Origin of the sequence: Nocardioides fonticola (assembly GCF_039536805.1) — a bacterium.
Lineage (GTDB): Bacteria > Actinomycetota > Actinomycetes > Propionibacteriales > Nocardioidaceae > Nocardioides > Nocardioides fonticola.
Window position 1 is genome coordinate 194063 of record NZ_BAAAZH010000012.1, and the last position, 14689, is coordinate 208751.

The 14689-nt window shown below is 74.1% G+C and carries 13 protein-coding genes; 6 read left to right on the top strand and 7 right to left on the bottom strand.

Going from position 1 to position 14689, the window contains the following annotated elements; translation table 11 throughout:
* Positions 1-2 precede the first annotated feature (2 nt).
* Positions 3-1046 (bottom strand): zinc-dependent alcohol dehydrogenase family protein, encoded by a 1044-nt coding sequence (locus ABD671_RS08310; protein ID WP_344732836.1) that lies wholly within the window; start codon positions 1044-1046, stop codon positions 3-5.
* A gap of 21 nt (positions 1047-1067) precedes the next feature.
* A complete protein-coding gene (locus ABD671_RS08315; RefSeq protein ID WP_344732837.1) occupies positions 1068-1532 on the bottom strand; it encodes an AAA family ATPase in 465 nt (154 codons plus the stop codon).
* Positions 1533-1571: 39 nt separating this feature from the next.
* Between ABD671_RS08315 and ABD671_RS08320 the strand changes: the two genes are divergently transcribed.
* The 3 genes from ABD671_RS08320 to ABD671_RS08330 are packed head-to-tail and all read left to right on the top strand — an operon-like array spanning position 1572 to position 3698.
* Positions 1572-1982: a VOC family protein gene (locus ABD671_RS08320; RefSeq protein ID WP_344732838.1), complete on the top strand. Its 411-nt coding sequence runs from the start codon at positions 1572-1574 to the stop codon at positions 1980-1982.
* Positions 1983-2028: 46 nt separating this feature from the next.
* Positions 2029-2442 carry a VOC family protein gene (locus ABD671_RS08325; protein ID WP_344732839.1) on the top strand — a complete coding sequence of 138 codons (414 nt, stop codon included), beginning with the start codon at positions 2029-2031 and terminating at the stop codon, positions 2440-2442.
* Positions 2443-2462: 20 nt separating this feature from the next.
* Positions 2463-3698 carry a hypothetical protein gene (locus ABD671_RS08330; RefSeq protein WP_344732840.1) on the top strand — a complete coding sequence of 412 codons (1236 nt, stop codon included), beginning with the start codon at positions 2463-2465 and terminating at the stop codon, positions 3696-3698.
* A gap of 123 nt (positions 3699-3821) precedes the next feature.
* Here ABD671_RS08330 and ABD671_RS08335 read toward each other — a convergent pair whose 3' ends face one another.
* From ABD671_RS08335 to ABD671_RS08350, 4 genes are all read right to left on the bottom strand, one after another.
* A complete protein-coding gene (locus ABD671_RS08335) occupies positions 3822-5597 on the bottom strand; it encodes a redoxin domain-containing protein (protein ID WP_344732841.1) in 1776 nt (591 codons plus the stop codon).
* 81 nt (positions 5598-5678) lie between these two features.
* Positions 5679-6608: an alpha/beta hydrolase gene (locus ABD671_RS08340; protein WP_344732842.1), complete on the bottom strand. Its 930-nt coding sequence runs from the start codon at positions 6606-6608 to the stop codon at positions 5679-5681.
* 10 nt (positions 6609-6618) lie between these two features.
* On the bottom strand, positions 6619-7251 hold the full coding sequence (locus tag ABD671_RS08345; RefSeq protein WP_344732843.1) for a TetR/AcrR family transcriptional regulator: 633 nt from the start codon (positions 7249-7251) through the stop codon (positions 6619-6621).
* Positions 7248-9167, bottom strand: coding sequence for a flavin-containing monooxygenase (locus ABD671_RS08350; protein WP_344732844.1), 1920 nt, complete (start codon positions 9165-9167; stop codon positions 7248-7250). The genes ABD671_RS08345 and ABD671_RS08350 overlap by 4 nt, the downstream gene beginning before the upstream one ends.
* Before the next feature lie 66 nt (positions 9168-9233).
* Between ABD671_RS08350 and ABD671_RS08355 the strand changes: the two genes are divergently transcribed.
* The 3 genes from ABD671_RS08355 to ABD671_RS08365 all read left to right on the top strand — a co-directional run bounded on the left by ABD671_RS08355 (position 9234) and on the right by ABD671_RS08365 (position 13788).
* Complete coding sequence (locus ABD671_RS08355) at positions 9234-10271, top strand: alcohol dehydrogenase catalytic domain-containing protein (protein ID WP_344732845.1); 1038 nt, start codon at positions 9234-9236, stop codon at positions 10269-10271.
* Positions 10272-10313: 42 nt separating this feature from the next.
* Positions 10314-11735, top strand: coding sequence for a phytoene desaturase family protein (locus ABD671_RS08360; protein WP_344732846.1), 1422 nt, complete (start codon positions 10314-10316; stop codon positions 11733-11735).
* Positions 11736-11943: 208 nt separating this feature from the next.
* Positions 11944-13788, top strand: coding sequence for an N-acyl-D-amino-acid deacylase family protein (locus tag ABD671_RS08365; RefSeq protein WP_344732847.1), 1845 nt, complete (start codon positions 11944-11946; stop codon positions 13786-13788).
* Here the strand turns inward: ABD671_RS08365 and ABD671_RS08370 are convergent.
* Positions 13701-14681 (bottom strand): sterol desaturase family protein, encoded by a 981-nt coding sequence (locus tag ABD671_RS08370; RefSeq protein ID WP_344732848.1) that lies wholly within the window; start codon positions 14679-14681, stop codon positions 13701-13703. The two genes, ABD671_RS08365 and ABD671_RS08370, sit on opposite strands and share 88 nt — an antisense overlap.
* Between the last annotated feature and the right edge of the window lie 8 nt (positions 14682-14689).

Sequence of the window (14689 nt, forward strand, 5' to 3'; positions counted from 1 at the left end):
CCTCAGGTCAGGGTCGGATCGATGATCGTCATGCCGGCCACCTCGGCGTCCTCGAAGCGCGGGAGCAGGTCGGCGGCCTCGCCCAGGCTGATGGTGCGTTCGACGAGATCCTGGGGCCGCAGGGCGCCGGTGGCGACGAGATCGAGGAGCGCGGGATAGTCGCGGGCGGCCATGCCGTGGCTGCCGAGCAGGTCGAGCTCCCAGCCGATCACCCGGTCCATCGGCATGCGCGGGTGGCCGTCGATCGGCGGCAGCAGGCCGATCTGCACGTGCCGGCCCCGCCGTCGCAGACCGAGGATCGCGGACGCCGCCGTCTCGGCGTGCCCCACCGCGTCGACGGCGACGTGTGCTCCGCCGTCGGTGAGGTCGGTGATCCGGCCCGGTACGTCGACACCGGGCTCGGCCAGCACTGTGTGCTCGGCCCCGAGCGCGCGGGCCGCGGCGAGCGCACCGGCATGCCGATCGACCACGACCACCTGGGCGCCGAGCGCGCGGGCGATCATCACCGCGCTCAGCCCGACCCCTCCGGCCCCCACCACCGCCAGCCACTCACCCGGTTGCAGCCGCGCCCGCGCGACCAGGGCCCGGTACGCCGTCGCGAAGCGGCAGCCGAGCGCGGCCGCCGCGGCCATCGGGACGCCGTCCGGCACCGCCACCAGGTTCGTGTCGGCCGCGTGCAGGACGACGAACTCGGCGAACGAGCCGTCGTGGGTGAAGCCGGGCTGCTGCTGGTCGGGGCAGACCTGGGCGTCGCCCTGACGGCACCACGCACAGCGGCCGCAGCCGCACACGAACGGCACGGTCACCCGGTCGCCGACGCTCCACCGGGCCACGCCCTCGCCGAGCGCGACGACCTCGCCGGCCAGCTCGTGGCCCGGGATGTGCGGGAACGCGATCGTGTCGTGCCCGGCCCAGGCGTGCCAGTCCGAGCGGCACAGCCCCGTGGCGAGCACCCGTACGACGACGCCGCCGACGGGCGCCGTCGGGTCGGGCACCTCGCGCACCTCGGGCCGGGCCCGCACACCGTCGACGACCATGGCTCGCATCCGGTCATCGTGGCACGAGCATCAGCGCGGTCGATCGGTGCCTGCAGTGCGCAGCGCCTGCTCAACGGCGTCCGCGAGATCCGCCACCGGACGGCGTCCGTCGAGTTCGAGGCTCGCACCGCGACGCAGCAGCGGCTCGACCTCGGCGTGGTAGCGGGTGATCTCGGCGCGATCGGCCGGGGTGCGTCCGTAGGGGTTGGTGGAGCGGTGCGCGACCGGCTCGAGCAGCACCTCCAGCGGAGCGCTGAGCAGGACGACGGCGGCGAAGCGGTCGTAGAACGAGCCCTGGTTCTCGACCGTTCCGGAGACGATCACGTGGTCGGCCTCGGCCAGCAACGCGGTCATCCGGGCCTCGTCCCAGCGTCCGTCCGGCGTGGTCCAGCCGTCGTGATCGGTATCGATCGTGCGGTGGCCGCGGCGCGCCAACTCGGCCAGGAGGGTCGACTTGCCGGCGCCCGACATGCCGGTGACGAGGGCGCGTGGCATGCGGCCCAGTATCGCGCCCGGCTCTGGGACGCTGGGCCGGTGCCGTCCACCACCCCGCCCCCGACCCGGCCCGCACTCGTCGGCCTCGCGGTCTACGCCGTCGACCTCGACCGGCTCGTCGCCTTCTACCGCGGCGTGCTCGACCTGGCCGAGGTGGAACGCGGACCGGGTTTCGTCACCCTCGCCGACACCTCCTGCGAGCTGAGCGTCGTGGCCATCCCCGCCGAGATCGCCGCCCGTCTGACCGTCGGCTCGCCGCCGAGGCTGCAGGAGGACGCCGCCCTCAAGCCGGTGTTCGTCGTCGCCTCGCTCGCGGAGGCCGCCGTCCGCGCGGCCGAGCTCGGCGGCGGCACCCGCGATCAGGACAGTGCGTGGACCTTCCGCGGTCTGCGACGCCTCGACGGCTTCGACCCCGAGGGCAACGTCGTCCAGTTCGCCGAGGTCGTCTGAGCTGCGTCACGCCCCGGCGCCTGCGCGACCACTAACCTCGGGCCGCATGGACCCCCGCCTCAGCTTCGTCACCCTGGTCGTGCGCGATCTCGCCGCGAGTCGGCGCTTCTACGTCGAGGGTCTCGGCTGGCCGGTGGCCCTCGAGGCGCCCGCGGAGGTGCTGATGATCCCGGTGGCCGACAAGGTCGTCCTCTCCCTGTGGCAGCAGGACGCCGCCGAGGCCGAGCTGGGTCCGATCGGCCGCACCGAGGGCGCACTGCCCTTCACCCTCGCCCACAACGTCGCCACCCCCGAAGGCGTCGACCGGGTGCTGGCGGAGGCGGCGTCCGCCGGCGCCTCGGTCGTCAGTCCGGCGGCGCGCCGCGACTGGGGCGGCTACTCCGGCTACTTCGCCGACCCCGACGGCGTCCGGTGGGAGGTCGCCTACAACCCCGGGCCGATCGGCGCCTCGGTGCTCTGAGCGGGTTTCGCCGGGACGGCGTGCGGGCACCGAAGGTCGTGTCACCGACCCGCGAGCCCCGCCTGTTCCCGGCCACGGGCCGCGGCCTCGGCATCGAGGCGGTGCGTCACCAGCAGATCCATGTCGACGAACGTGGCGCCGTGCTCGTCGGCGACGGACCGCGTGCCCGCGTGCTCGCCGAAGCCCGCACCGTGCGTCGGATCGTCCTGGTGACCGCCGATCCGCTGCGTCCGCGACTCGTGCTCGTCGGTGCCGACGGCCCGCTCGCCGTCCTGGCCCTGGAGCGCTACCTGGTGTCCCCCTCGGCGCTGGTCGACCCGGACACCGACCTCGTGACCTCCGGCGCCGCCGCGATCGCCACCGCACTCGGCCTGCGGATCGAGGCGTCGCGCGACGACGCCGTCGCCCTGACCGCTCGCCTGCCGGTGATCGGCCCTCGTCTGCCCGACGACGGTGCTCGTGCGGCAGTGGCGCGCCTGACCCTCGCACTGACGCTGCTCAGCGTCGTCGCGGTCGTGGCGCTCGCTGTCGAGCCGGCGCTCCTGGTGCCCGTCGTCCTCCTCGCGACGGCGCTGATCGTCGGTCCGGCCCGCATCGTCGACCGGCTGCGCCGGCGCGCGCTCGCGGCGATGACGACCTCGCCCGAAGGTCTGCCGGGCACCGACGGCGTCCGTCGTCTCGCGCCGACCCACCCCGACGCGCGCACCCAGCGCACCGCGGCTGCGCTCCTGATCGGACCTCGGCGGATCATCGAGATCCACCACGGCGGCGAAACCTGGTTCCCGGGTCCGGCTGCCGGCGGCGTCGCCGCCGCACGGGTGACGCCGGAGTCGATCCTCCTCAGCGACGTCGCGGGTCGCGACCTCGGCCGCCTCGAGGGCGGATGGGCGACCGATCCCGGTGAGTTCCAGCGGGTGTGTGCCGAGGTCGGCATCCGGGTCGAGCTCGATCCGACGCCCATGGCCGACGTGCCCGGACTCTGGCGCCTCGAGCCGTGGCGCGCCGGCGAGGGCCCGGGGCGCCGATGGGGGCTCGACACCGAGGAGGAAGGCGGGGTGTCCGTCGCGGCGTCCGCGTTGCTGGACGCCGCCCTCCCGTTCCTGCTGGTGGTCGGGTTGCTCTGCGGCACCTGGCAGCCCTGGGCGGTCGTGTTCGCGCTGCCCGGGGTGGTGCTGCTGACCATCCACGTGCGCGGACGACTGCGACTGCTGCGGTGGAGGCGCGGCGACGCAGCCTTCCGCGATGGATCCGTGTGAGCCCGCGTCCGGCCGCCGACCGGATCAGCCCCGATTGGTCAGGTGAGTCTGGCGGTGGGCGTACGAAACTTCAGCTGACCAACGACAGAGTCACCGGGCGCCCGGTGACTCAGAGCGCCGGCCCTACCCGAACGAGAACCCGTAGCTCGACACCCCCGCCGAGTACCGCAGCGTGACGACGGCGTCCTGGAAGCCGGCGTCCCGGGTGAGCCGGTACAGCCGTGGGACGCCGGAGATGCGGATCGTGCGGGGTGGCTCGTCGCCGCGCGTGAGGGTCACCGTGCCGGTGCCGCCGAGCAGCTGCCAGACCTCGTTGGCGTGGTAGTGCAGCCGCAGCTCGGCGTCGCGGCGAGCGGTGATGCCGTCCTGGGCGACGTCCCAGTAGCCGCCGAGGCTGAAGGTGTCGGGCGGCTGGCTGATGTCGACCGCGTAGCTGGTGGTGTCCCTGCTCAGGTAGTCGGGGCTGCCGTGGTAGCCGGACTGGCCGGGCCGGGTGCGCAGCGTCGGGGTGCGGCCGACGGAGAAGGTGGCGGCGACGTCGATGACGTCGACCGGCGGGGCCAGCCGGACGCCGGGGCGCGCCTGGCGCAGCAGGGTGCGGATCTGGCGTTCGACCACGGCGTATCCGCCGCCGCCGAAGCGGATCGCCCGCACCGTGCCGGTGGCATCGACGAGGTACTTCGACGGCCAGTAGCGGTTGCGGTAGGCGTCGAAGAGGCGACCGTCGGGGTCGCTCACCAGCGGGTAGTCGATGCCCTCGCGGCGCACGAGCGCCGCCGGCACCTCCGGGTCGGCCTCGACGGCGTACTCGGGCCGGTGCACGGCGATCACCGTCAGCCCGGCGGCGGCGTAGTCGTCGGCCCAGTGGGCGAGGTGGGTGCGGTCGTCGCGGCAGGTGAGGCAGGCCGAGCTGGTGAAGTCGATCAGCACGATCCGCCCGCGCAGCGAGTCCCATGTGGGTGCGGGGTTGCCGCGCAGGTTGAACCACGGACCGGTGACGTCGAGCGGCGGCGCCTGACCGCAGCGGGCCAGCTGGTCGGAGGCCGGGACGCAGCGCGACAGCGAGCGGTTCGTGCGGTCGGCGAAAGGGGTGAGCTGGCCGCTGTCCTGGAGCAGCTCGTAGGTCTGGCCGGGAGCGTCCTGGTCGAGCGGTGCGTCGAGCGGCGGGTCGGCCGGCGCCTCGGGGTCGGCCGTCGGAGCTGCCGACGGGGTGGTCGTGCGCGGCAGCTCGGCGGCCGGTGCGGCGAGCGCGGCAGCAGCCACGATCGCGAGGACGCCGAGGGCCGCCGTGGTCGAGCGCGTCGTCAGGTGGGGGAGGCGGCCACCGGCGAGCTGGCCGAGCAGCACGCCGAGAGCGAGGGCCGCCGTCCCGGCCAGCACGGAGGCGTCGTCGAGCCGGGCGCCGTCGTCGGCCCAGCGCACCAGGGGTGCGGCCACCGGCACCAGGAGCACCCCGGCGACCAGGCCCTCCCGCACGCCGACGGAGGGCTCGGTGGCCGCGCGTCCACGCAGCACGGCGAGCAGCAGCGCGATGGCGCCGATCGTTCCCACGACGCGCAGCGCGCCCGGGGGCAGCCCGAGGAGATCGGCGGCCCGCGGCGCCAGCAGCACCCCGGCGGCGAGCACCGCCGCCGCGGCCGCGGCCGGGACGGCGTCGCGCACCCAGCCGGGCAGCTCGCGCCGGTCGCGCGGGTCACGGGCCGGCCGGGCCGGACCGCCCAGCAGATCGTCGACCGGCACCTCCAGCGGTTCGACGGCGCCACCGTCGTCCTCGTGCACGAGGCGGCGAGGCAACACCGCGGCCAGCACCGCACCCAGGGCCGGCAGCAGCACGAGCCGCGCGACCACCCCGAGCACCCCGCCGGCGAGGGCGAGGAGCGCGAGCGGCAGCGGACCCATGGACGTCATCATCGCCGGAGGTTCGTCACGCCCCCCGGGCTCGGATGTGACCCCACCCCTCAGGACACGATCGGGCGCGGGTCAGGCCCGCAGCCCGCGCCGCAGCGCTCCGTGCAGGTCGGCTCGCATGCGCTCGACGATCGGGGTGCCCTGCGCGATCTCGACGCCGTGGAAGGTGCCGGGGTAGGAGTGCAGCTCCACCGACACGCCGGCGGCCAGCAGCCGCGCGGCGTAGGCGATGCCCTCGTCGCGCAGCGGGTCGAGCTCGCAGGTCACCACGTAGGCGGGCGGCAGCCCGGCGAGGTCGGCCATGCGGGCGGGGGCGGCGTAGCCGTCGGCGTCCTGGCCGCCGAGATAGAACTCCCACGACTTCGCGCCCTGCGACCGGCTCCACATCGGCATCGCGTCGGCGTGCCGCATCGAGGGGGTGTCGAGCCGGTCGTCGAGCTCGGGGACGCCGAGGGACTGGAACGCCAGCGCCGGGCCGCCCCGGTCGCGGGCCAGCAGCGCGGTGGCCGCCGCGAGTCCGCCGCCCGCGCTCTGCCCGTGGACGCCGAGGCGCGCGGGGTCGACGCCGTCCAGCTCGGCCAGCAGCCGCAGGCCCGCGTAGCAGTCCTCGAGGCCGGCCGGGTAGGGGTGCTCGGGGGCGAGCCGGTACTCCACGCTCGCCACGACGACGCCCAGCGAGCGGGCGAGGTCGGCGCTCACGGCGTGCTCGAGGTCGACGCTGCCCAGGCAGAACCCGCCGCCGTGCAGGTGCAGCAGTCCCGGCAGCGGCGCGGTGGCACCGCTGGGCCGGTAGACCCGCACGGAGGCGGGGGAGTCGTAGGCGGTCAGCGGCAGGTCGGCGACCTCCAGCCCCGACAGGTCGACCTCGCCGCCCGCCTCGGCCATCGCGGCGAGCATCGCGCGGGCGGCGGGCAGGTCGTCGAGGCTGTCGCCGAGGTCGGGGATCGCCGCGATGATGCCGGCGAGGTCGGGGTCGAGGTTCGGGAAGGCGGCGGGGTCCATACGGCTCTCCTCAGGGGGCGGGGTGCGGCGCGAGCGCCGGCACCAGGAAGGTCTGCAGGTAGCGGCGCACGGACGTCGGGTCGTCGGCGTCGACGGCCCGTCCGGGGATCGTGACGAGCGAGACGACGGTGCGCAGCACCCCTTCGGCTGCGGTGTCGAGGTCGAGGTCGGCGCGCATCCAGGCGCGTTCGCGTGCCACGGCCAGCACGTCGCACCAGAAGCCGCTCATCCCGGGCACCACCTCGTGCACGTAGGTGCCGACGACCTCGGCGTAGGCCTCGGGCTCGCTCTCGGCCAGGTGCAGCGCGAGCGGCCCGAGGGGCGAGGTGCGGGCGATCGCGACCGCCTCGGCCACCATGCCGGCGAGGTCGCTCGCTGCGATCACCCGGGCGCGGGCGTCGTCCCAGAAGGCCTGGTCGCGGCGGATCAGCGCGGCGCACACCAGCGTCGCCTTGTCGGGGAAGAACCGGTAGAGGTAGGCGCGGGAGAGCCCCGCCTCCTCGGCGACCTGGGCGACCGTGGTGCGACGGATGCCGTCGCGCCGCAGGCACGCCTCGGCGGCGTCGAGCAGGCGGTCTCGGGTCGCGGTGGGGCCGGTGGTCGGGCCGGTGGTCTGGCCGGTCTCCGGCAATGCTGCGGTCATCGCAGCACGTGCTCGGCCGGGTCGGCGACGCGGGTCCACGACCACCAATCCAGGGTGCGCCACGGATTGAGGCCGTGCACCCGCCCGCCGGCGTCGCGGTAGTAGTTGTGCTCGATGTGCGGGGAGGCCCAGACCGTCTGCGTGACCTCGGCCTGCGTGCGCTCGTAGTAGTCGTCGTAGGCGGCCTGGGTGGGTTCGATCGTGCGGGCACCGGCGTCGGCGAGCAGCCGCAGGCACGCCAGCACGTGGGCGACCTCGCACTCGCTGGCGAAGATGATCGAGCCGCCGCTGGCCAGGTTGGTGGCCGGCCCGTAGAGCAGGAACAGGTTCGGGAAGCCCGGCACGGTCACGCCGAGGTGCGCGCGCGGCCGGTCGCCCCACGAGGCGCGCAGGTCGACGCCGTCCCTGCCGCGGATGCGCAGCGGCAGCAGGAAGTCGTTGGTGCGGAACCCGGTGGCCCACACCAGCACGTCGGCGCGATGGCGTGCGCCGTCGGTGGTGACCACCGCGTCGCCGTCCAGCGCCGCGACGCCCGCGCGCACGAGCTCGACGTGCGGACGCCGCAGGGTGGCCAGCCACGAACCGTTGTCCTGCAGGGTGCGCTTGCCGGTGGGTGGGTAGGTGGGCAGCACCTTCGCGATGAGGTCCGCATCGCCCTCGCACTGGCTGACGATCCAGTCGCCGAACATCTGGCGCACGAGGTCGTTGGTCTCGCTGACGCTGTGCTCCTGGTCGGCCCAGTCGGGGTCGACGCGTGCGGCGGCGAGGCCGGTGTCGCAGCCGGGATAGAGGATGAGGAAGCGGAACCAGCGGCCGTAGAAGGGCAGGTGCCGGATCGCCCAGCCGACGCCGGGGCCGACGCGGTCGTGGTAGCCGGGGTTGGGGAACATCCACTGGGCGGTGCGCTGCACGATCGTCAGGCTGCGCACCTGGTCGGCGATGGCCGGGGCCAGTTGGAAGCCGGTGGCGCCGGCGCCGACGAGGACGACGTCGCGGTCGGTGAGGTCGACGTCGTGACGCCAGCGGGCGGTGTGGAACGCCGGGCCGTCGAAGCTGCCGGGCACCTCGGGCACCAGCGGCCGGTTCATCTGCCCGACGGCGCAGATCAGGGCGCGACCGAGCAGCGTCGTGCCGTCGTCGAGGTGGACGGTCCAGGTGCCGGCGTCGTCGTCCCAATCGGCGCCCAGCGCCTCGACGCCGTACCGCACGTGGGCGCCGAGGCCGTGGCGCGTCATCACCTGCTCGACGTAGGCGCGCAGCTCCGGCGCCTGGGCGAAGTACTCGCTCCAGTGGTCGGCCGGCTCGAAGCTGTAGCAGTAGAAGTGGTTGCCGACGTCGACCCGCGCGCCGGGGTAGGTGTTCTCGAACCACGTGCCGCCCGGTCCCGGGTTCTTCTCCACGATGGTGAACGGGACGCCGGCCTGCTGGAGCCGGATCGCGGCCAGCACCCCCGAGAGGCCGCAGCCGATGATGACCGTCGGCAGCTCGGCCGCACCCGGCAGCGGTGCCGGACGCCGCGGGTCGACGCCCTCGAGGTCCATCTCCTCGGCCAGCAGTGGCACGTACTCCTCGGCCACCGCCTCGCCGGTGACCAGATCCATGAGGCGGTGCAGGTCGGCAGGGGAGAGCGGCTCGGGCTCGGGGCAGCCGGCGTCGCGCCACGCGGTGACCAGATCGAGCGCGAGGGCGCGGACGGCGTCCTGCTGCTCAGGAGGCATGAACCCCTGGTACTCGTTGAGGAACACCCCGGCCGGCCGTAGGTCGCCGTCGAGGATCTCCCCGCGTCGGTGCGACGGCAGCAGGTGCACGCAGGTGGCCAGCAGGGCGGGCGCCGAGAGGTCGGCGAGGTGCCGGGCCAGGACGTCGTCGGGCACCTCGGCCGCGGTGAACGGGACGCCGGCGTGGGGGTTGCGCACGGGGTGCAGTAGACACTCTCGCCGATCTGTCGACAAGGGTCGGCGGCGCCGCTAACGTCGCCCGGCATGCGATCGGTCGTGGTGCAGGGGCATCGTCAGGTGAGCGTGGAGCAGGTGCCCGACCCGGTGCTGCCCGGCCCGGACGGCGCGATCGTGGCGGTCGAGACGGCCGCGATCTGCGGGTCCGATCTGCACTTCTACGACGGCGACCTGCCGTTCTATCCGGTCGCGGTCGGGCACGAAGTGGTCGGCCGCATCGTCGAGGTCGGGACTCAGGTCAGCAGGTTCCACGTCGGCGAGCGCGTGCTGGTGGCCTCGGTCGCCGGATGCGGTGCCTGTGCCGGCTGCCAGACCCGCAATCCGATCGCCTGCCACAGCGGCGCGAAGGTGTTCGGCTCCGGCGAACTCGGCGGTGGCCAGAGCGACCTGCTCGCCGTGCCCGCCGCCGACTTCCAGCTGCTGCGGGTGCCCGAGGGCATCGACGACGAGGCCGCGCTGCTGCTCACCGACAACCTCGGCACCGGGTGGGCCGGCGCGCAGCGTGCCGACATCCCGCCCGGCGGCACGGTCGTCGTCCTCGGGTTGGGTGCTGTGGGGTTGTGCGCCGTCCGCTCGGCGCTGGTGCTCGGTGCGGGCCGGGTGCTCGCGGTCGACCCGGTAGCCGGACGGCGTGCCCGGGCGGCGTCCTTCGGCGCCGAACCCCTCGCGCCGCCCGAGGGCGTGAGCATCGGCGAGGCCGTGCTCGCCGCCACCGGCGGGCTGGGCGCCGACGCCGTCATCGACGCGGTGGCCGTCGACCGGTCGCTCGACGACGCCTTCGCCGCGGTGCGCGCCACCGGCACGATCTCGGTGATCGGCGTGCACGATATGGCGCCGTACCCGATGCCCGCGCTCATGGGCGTCTTCCGCTCGATCACCCTGCGCATGACCACCGCGCCGGTGCACCGCACGTGGAGCGACCTGGTGCCGCTGATCCGGCACGGGCGGCTCTCGACGACCGGACTCTTCACCGACGTCTACGACCTCGACCAGGCGCCCGCGGCCTACGAACGCATCGCCGCTCGCACCGCCGACTGCGTCAAGGTGCGCTTCCGCGTGGGGTGAGGCTCGGTCTCTCGCTTGGCGATCGCTGACATGCTCGGAGGCGTGACCTCCACTGCGGACGCCGTCGTCGTCGGGTCGGGCCCCAACGGCCTGGCCGCCGCGGTGACGCTGGCCCAGGCCGGACTGCGGGTCACCGTGCTCGAGGGCGCGCCGACGGTCGGGGGCGGCACCCGCACCGCCGAGCTCACCCTGCCCGGACTGGCCCACGACATCTGCTCGGCGGTGCATCCGCTCGGCGTCGCCTCGCCCTTCCTCTCCCGGCTGCCGCTGGCCGAGCACGGGCTCGAGTGGTGCTTCCCCGAGGTCGACCTGGCCCATCCGCTCGACGACGGCTCGGCCGGCGTCCTGCTGCGCGACCTCGAGGCCACCTGCGCCGGCCTGGGGGACGACGCCGCCGCGTGGCGCGGACTGTTCGGTCCGCTGCTGCCGGGGCTCGATGCGCTGCTGGACGACGTCCTCGGGCCGCTGGTGCACGTGCCGCGGCATCCGCTGCGATTGGCGCGGTTCGGGCTGCGCGCCGGGCTGCCGGCCTCGGTGCTGGTGCGGCGGCTGCGCACCCCGCAGGCCCGGGCCCTCTTCGCCGGCTCGGCGGCGCACGCCTACGGATCGCTCTCGGCTCCGGCGTCGGCCGCGGTCGGGGTCATGCTCACCGTGGCCGGGCACGCCTACGGCTGGCCGGTGGCCCGCGGCGGCTCGGCGTCGATCGCCGCGGCCATGGTCTCGCTGCTGGAGTCGCTGGGCGGCGAGGTGACCACCGACCATCCGGTGCGCTCGGCCGCCGACCTGCCGCCGGCACGGCTGGTGCTGCTCGACACCGGACCCGAGGCCGCGCTCACCCTGCTCGACGGCCGGCTGCCCGCGCGCACCGAGCGGGCCTACCGCCGCTTCCGGCGCGGCCCGGCTGCCTTCAAGCTCGATCTCGCCGTGCGCGACGGCGTCCCGTGGACGGCGCCCGCGGCGCGGCGCGCCGGCACCGTGCACGTGGGCGGCACCTGGGAGGAGATCGCCGCGGCCGAGGCCGCCGTGGTCGCGGGCCGGATGCCCGAGCGGCCCTTCGTGCTCGTGGCCCAGCAGTCGTTGGCCGACCCCGGACGCGCCCGCGACGGCGTCCACCCGGTGTGGGTCTACGGGCACGTGCCGTTCGGTCACGAGGGCGATGCCACCGACGCCGTCCTCGACCAGGTGGAGCGTTTCGCGCCGGGCTTCCGCTCGCGGATCGTGGCCTCGGCGGTGCGCACCCCGGCCGACTTCGCCGCCGAGAACCCCAACTACGTGGGCGGCGACATCGCCGGCGGGGCGAGCGACCTGATGCAGCTCATCGCCCGGCCGCGGTTCGGGCCCGACCCCTACGCCACGGGCGTGCCCGGCTTCTACCTGTGCTCCTCCTCCACGCCGCCCGGCGCCGGCGTCCACGGGATGTGCGGGCACCGGGCCGCGCTGAGCGCGCTGGCGTCGCTGGGCTGAGCTGGGGTGACCCGGTCGCATTCGGGCGGTAGACCGGTGCGGCGTCCGATAAACGGGCGCACTTCTCAGGGGAAACTGTCGCTTATCGGCCGAAGTTTTCCCTGAGAAGTGCAGGAGTCACCGGTGCACCGGTGATTCCGACACGCCGCCCCCGAAACCGTCCACCCAGACTCTTGACGCGCGTCAATCCGCCCGATCTCATGGGAACGTGACCTACGACACCATCATCCGCGGCGGGCTCTGGTTCGACGGCAGCGGTGCGCCCGCGGCCGTCCGCGACATCGGCGTCACCGACGGCGTCGTCACCGCGGTGAGCGCCGCCCCGCTCGAGGCTGGCGAGCACACCGAGGTCATCGACGCCGCGGGCGCGTGGGTGATGCCGGGCATGGTCGACATCCACACCCACTACGACGTCGAGGTGCTCGAGGGCCCGGCGCTCGCCGAGTCGGTGCGGCACGGCGTCACCACGATCCTGCTCGGCTCCTGCTCGCTCTCGACGGTGCACGTCGACCCCGTCGACGCCGGCGACCTGTTCGGCCGGGTCGAGGCGATCCCGCGCATGCACGTCATCGGCGCGGTGCAGCGCAACAAGACCTGGAGCGACCCGGCGTCCTACATCGAGGCGCTCGAGCGGCTGCCGCTCGGCCCCAATCTCGCCGCGTTCATCGGCCACTCCGACATGCGCACCGCCACCATGGGCCTCGACCGCGCCACCCGCAAGGAGGTGCGCCCGACGCCGTCCGAGCAGGCCCGCATGGAGCAGATGCTCGAGGAGGCCCTCGACGCCGGGTTCGTCGGCATGTCCTCCCAGCAGCTGCTCTTCGACAAGCTGGACGGCGACCTGTGCCGCTCGCGCACGCTGCCCTCGACGTACGCCAAGCCCCGCGAACTGCGCCGCCTCAACGCGGTGCTGCGCCGACGCCGCCGCGTGCTGCAGTCCGGGCCCGACATCAAGAACCCGCAGAACATCCTCAGCCAGGCCGCCACCTCGCTGGGCATCGGCCGCCCGCACCTGAAGACCAGCCTGCTCTCGGCCGCCGACATCAAGGCCAACCCGGCCGTCGTCCACATCATGGGGCCGCTGGCGAAGCTGGTGAACCGCCTCGGCGGCGACTTCCGCTGGCAGCACCTGCCGGTGCCGTTCGAGGTGTACGCCGACGGTATCGACCTGGTGATCTTCGAGGAGTTCGGCTCCGGCGCCGCCGCCCTGCATCTCGCCGACGCCGTCGCCCGCGACGAGCTGCTGCGCGACGAGGCCTACCGCCGCTCGTTCCGCAAGGACTACGACTCGAAGTTCGGCCCGCGCGTGTGGCACCGCGACTTCTTCGACGCCGAGATCACCGAGTGCCCCGACGCCAGCCTGGTGGGCAAGAGCTTCGGCGACGTCGGCGTCGAGCGCGGCGGCCTGCACCCGGTCGACGCGTTCCTCGACCTCGTGCTCGAGCACGGCACCGCGCTGCGCTGGCGCACCACGATCTCCAACCACCGCCCCGAGTTCCTGCGCAAGCTGGCCGTCGACCCCGGCGTCCAGATGGGCTTCTCCGACGCCGGCGCCCACCTGCGCAACATGGCGTTCTACAACATGGGCCTGCGGCTGCTGCGCCACGTGCGCGACGCCGAACGCGCCGGCACGCCGTTCATGAGCATCGAGCACGCCGTGCACCGCCTCACCGGCGAGCTGGCCGACTGGTACGGCCTCGACGCCGGGCATCTGCGCGAGGGTTCGCGCGCCGACCTCGTCGTCGTCGACCCCGAGCACCTCGACGCCACCCTCGACGCCTACGCCGAGAGCCCGGTCGAGCAGTACGGCGGCCTCTCGCGCATGGTCAACCGCAACGACGACGCCGTCCGCGCGGTGCTCGTCTCCGGGCGCACCGTCGTGCGCCACGGTGCGCCGACCGAGCTGCTCGGTGCCGAGCGCACCGGCGTCTTCCTGCGGGCCGAGACCCCGACGCCCCCGGTGCGTCAGGCCTCGGCCGGTGCCGCCGCTCCGGTCGCCGACGCCGCGGCGCCGGTGGCGGTCGGCGTCCAGCCGGGCGGCCCGAACACGTAACCCAGGCGCTCGCGCCAGGTGCCGGCCGCCCGCACGTCGCGGGCGATGGCGGCGTACTCGTGGGTCTGGAGCTCCCAGATGTTGGTGCTGAGCATCGGCTTGGTCAGGCCGTAGGTCGGACGGCGGATCTCGGCCTGGAACGAGCCGAACATCCGGTCCCACACGATGAGGATGCCGGCGTAGTTGCGGTCGAGGTACTCGGGGTCGCAGCCGTGGTGCACCCGGTGGTGGGAGGGGGTGTTGAACACGAACTCGATCGCCCGCCACAGTCGGTCGACCCGCTCGGTGTGCACGAAGAACTGGTAGACGAGGTTGAGGGAGAAGGCCGCGAAGATCATCGCCGGCGGCACGCCGAGGGCCGGCAGCGGCAGCCAGATGATGAGGTCGTGGCTGTTGTTCCACTTCTGGCGCAGCGCGGTGGCGAAGGTGAAGTAGGCGCTGGAGTGGTGGGCCTGATGGGTCGCCCACACGATGCGCACGCGGTGCGCGATGCGGTGGGTCCAGTAGAAGAGCAGGTCGACGACGATCACCACCAGCACCCACGACCACCAGGCGTCGGTGGGCAGGTGCCAGGGAGCGACGTAGGTGAAGAGCAGCGCGTAGACCGCCAGTGCACCGAGCTTGAGGACGCTCGTCGTCCCGACCGAGATGAGCCCCATGAGCATGCTGGCCATCGCGTCGTGCCGCTCGTAGGCGCCGCGCAGCGGCAGGGGGCGGCCGTCGGGGGCGACGCGCTCGGCCTCGGGCCGGTCGTCGTCCAGCAGCGCCGCCGCCCCGGCCTCGAGGATGACTGCCAGGAGGAAGAACGGGATGGCGAGCGCCACTGGGTCGCGCAGCGGTTCGGGCAACGCATGCCAGGCGTCGCTGATCGGCGTCAGTGCGGCAGGGATCACCAGGCCAG

What these genes read in the sequence shown, in the direction of transcription:
- ABD671_RS08310 (WP_344732836.1), bottom strand. Translation starts at nt 1,046, where the DNA reads ATGCGAGCCATGGTCGTCGACGGTGTGCGGGCCCGGCCCGAGGTGCGC.
- ABD671_RS08315 (WP_344732837.1), bottom strand. Translation starts at nt 1,532, where the DNA reads ATGCCACGCGCCCTCGTCACCGGCATGTCGGGCGCCGGCAAGTCGACC.
- ABD671_RS08325 (WP_344732839.1), top strand. Translation starts at nt 2,029, where the DNA reads ATGGACCCCCGCCTCAGCTTCGTCACCCTGGTCGTGCGCGATCTCGCC.
- ABD671_RS08335 (WP_344732841.1), bottom strand. Translation starts at nt 5,597, where the DNA reads ATGGGTCCGCTGCCGCTCGCGCTCCTCGCCCTCGCCGGCGGGGTGCTC.
- ABD671_RS08340 (WP_344732842.1), bottom strand. Translation starts at nt 6,608, where the DNA reads ATGGACCCCGCCGCCTTCCCGAACCTCGACCCCGACCTCGCCGGCATC.
- ABD671_RS08345 (WP_344732843.1), bottom strand. Translation starts at nt 7,251, where the DNA reads ATGACCGCAGCATTGCCGGAGACCGGCCAGACCACCGGCCCGACCACC.
- ABD671_RS08355 (WP_344732845.1), top strand. Translation starts at nt 9,234, where the DNA reads ATGCGATCGGTCGTGGTGCAGGGGCATCGTCAGGTGAGCGTGGAGCAG.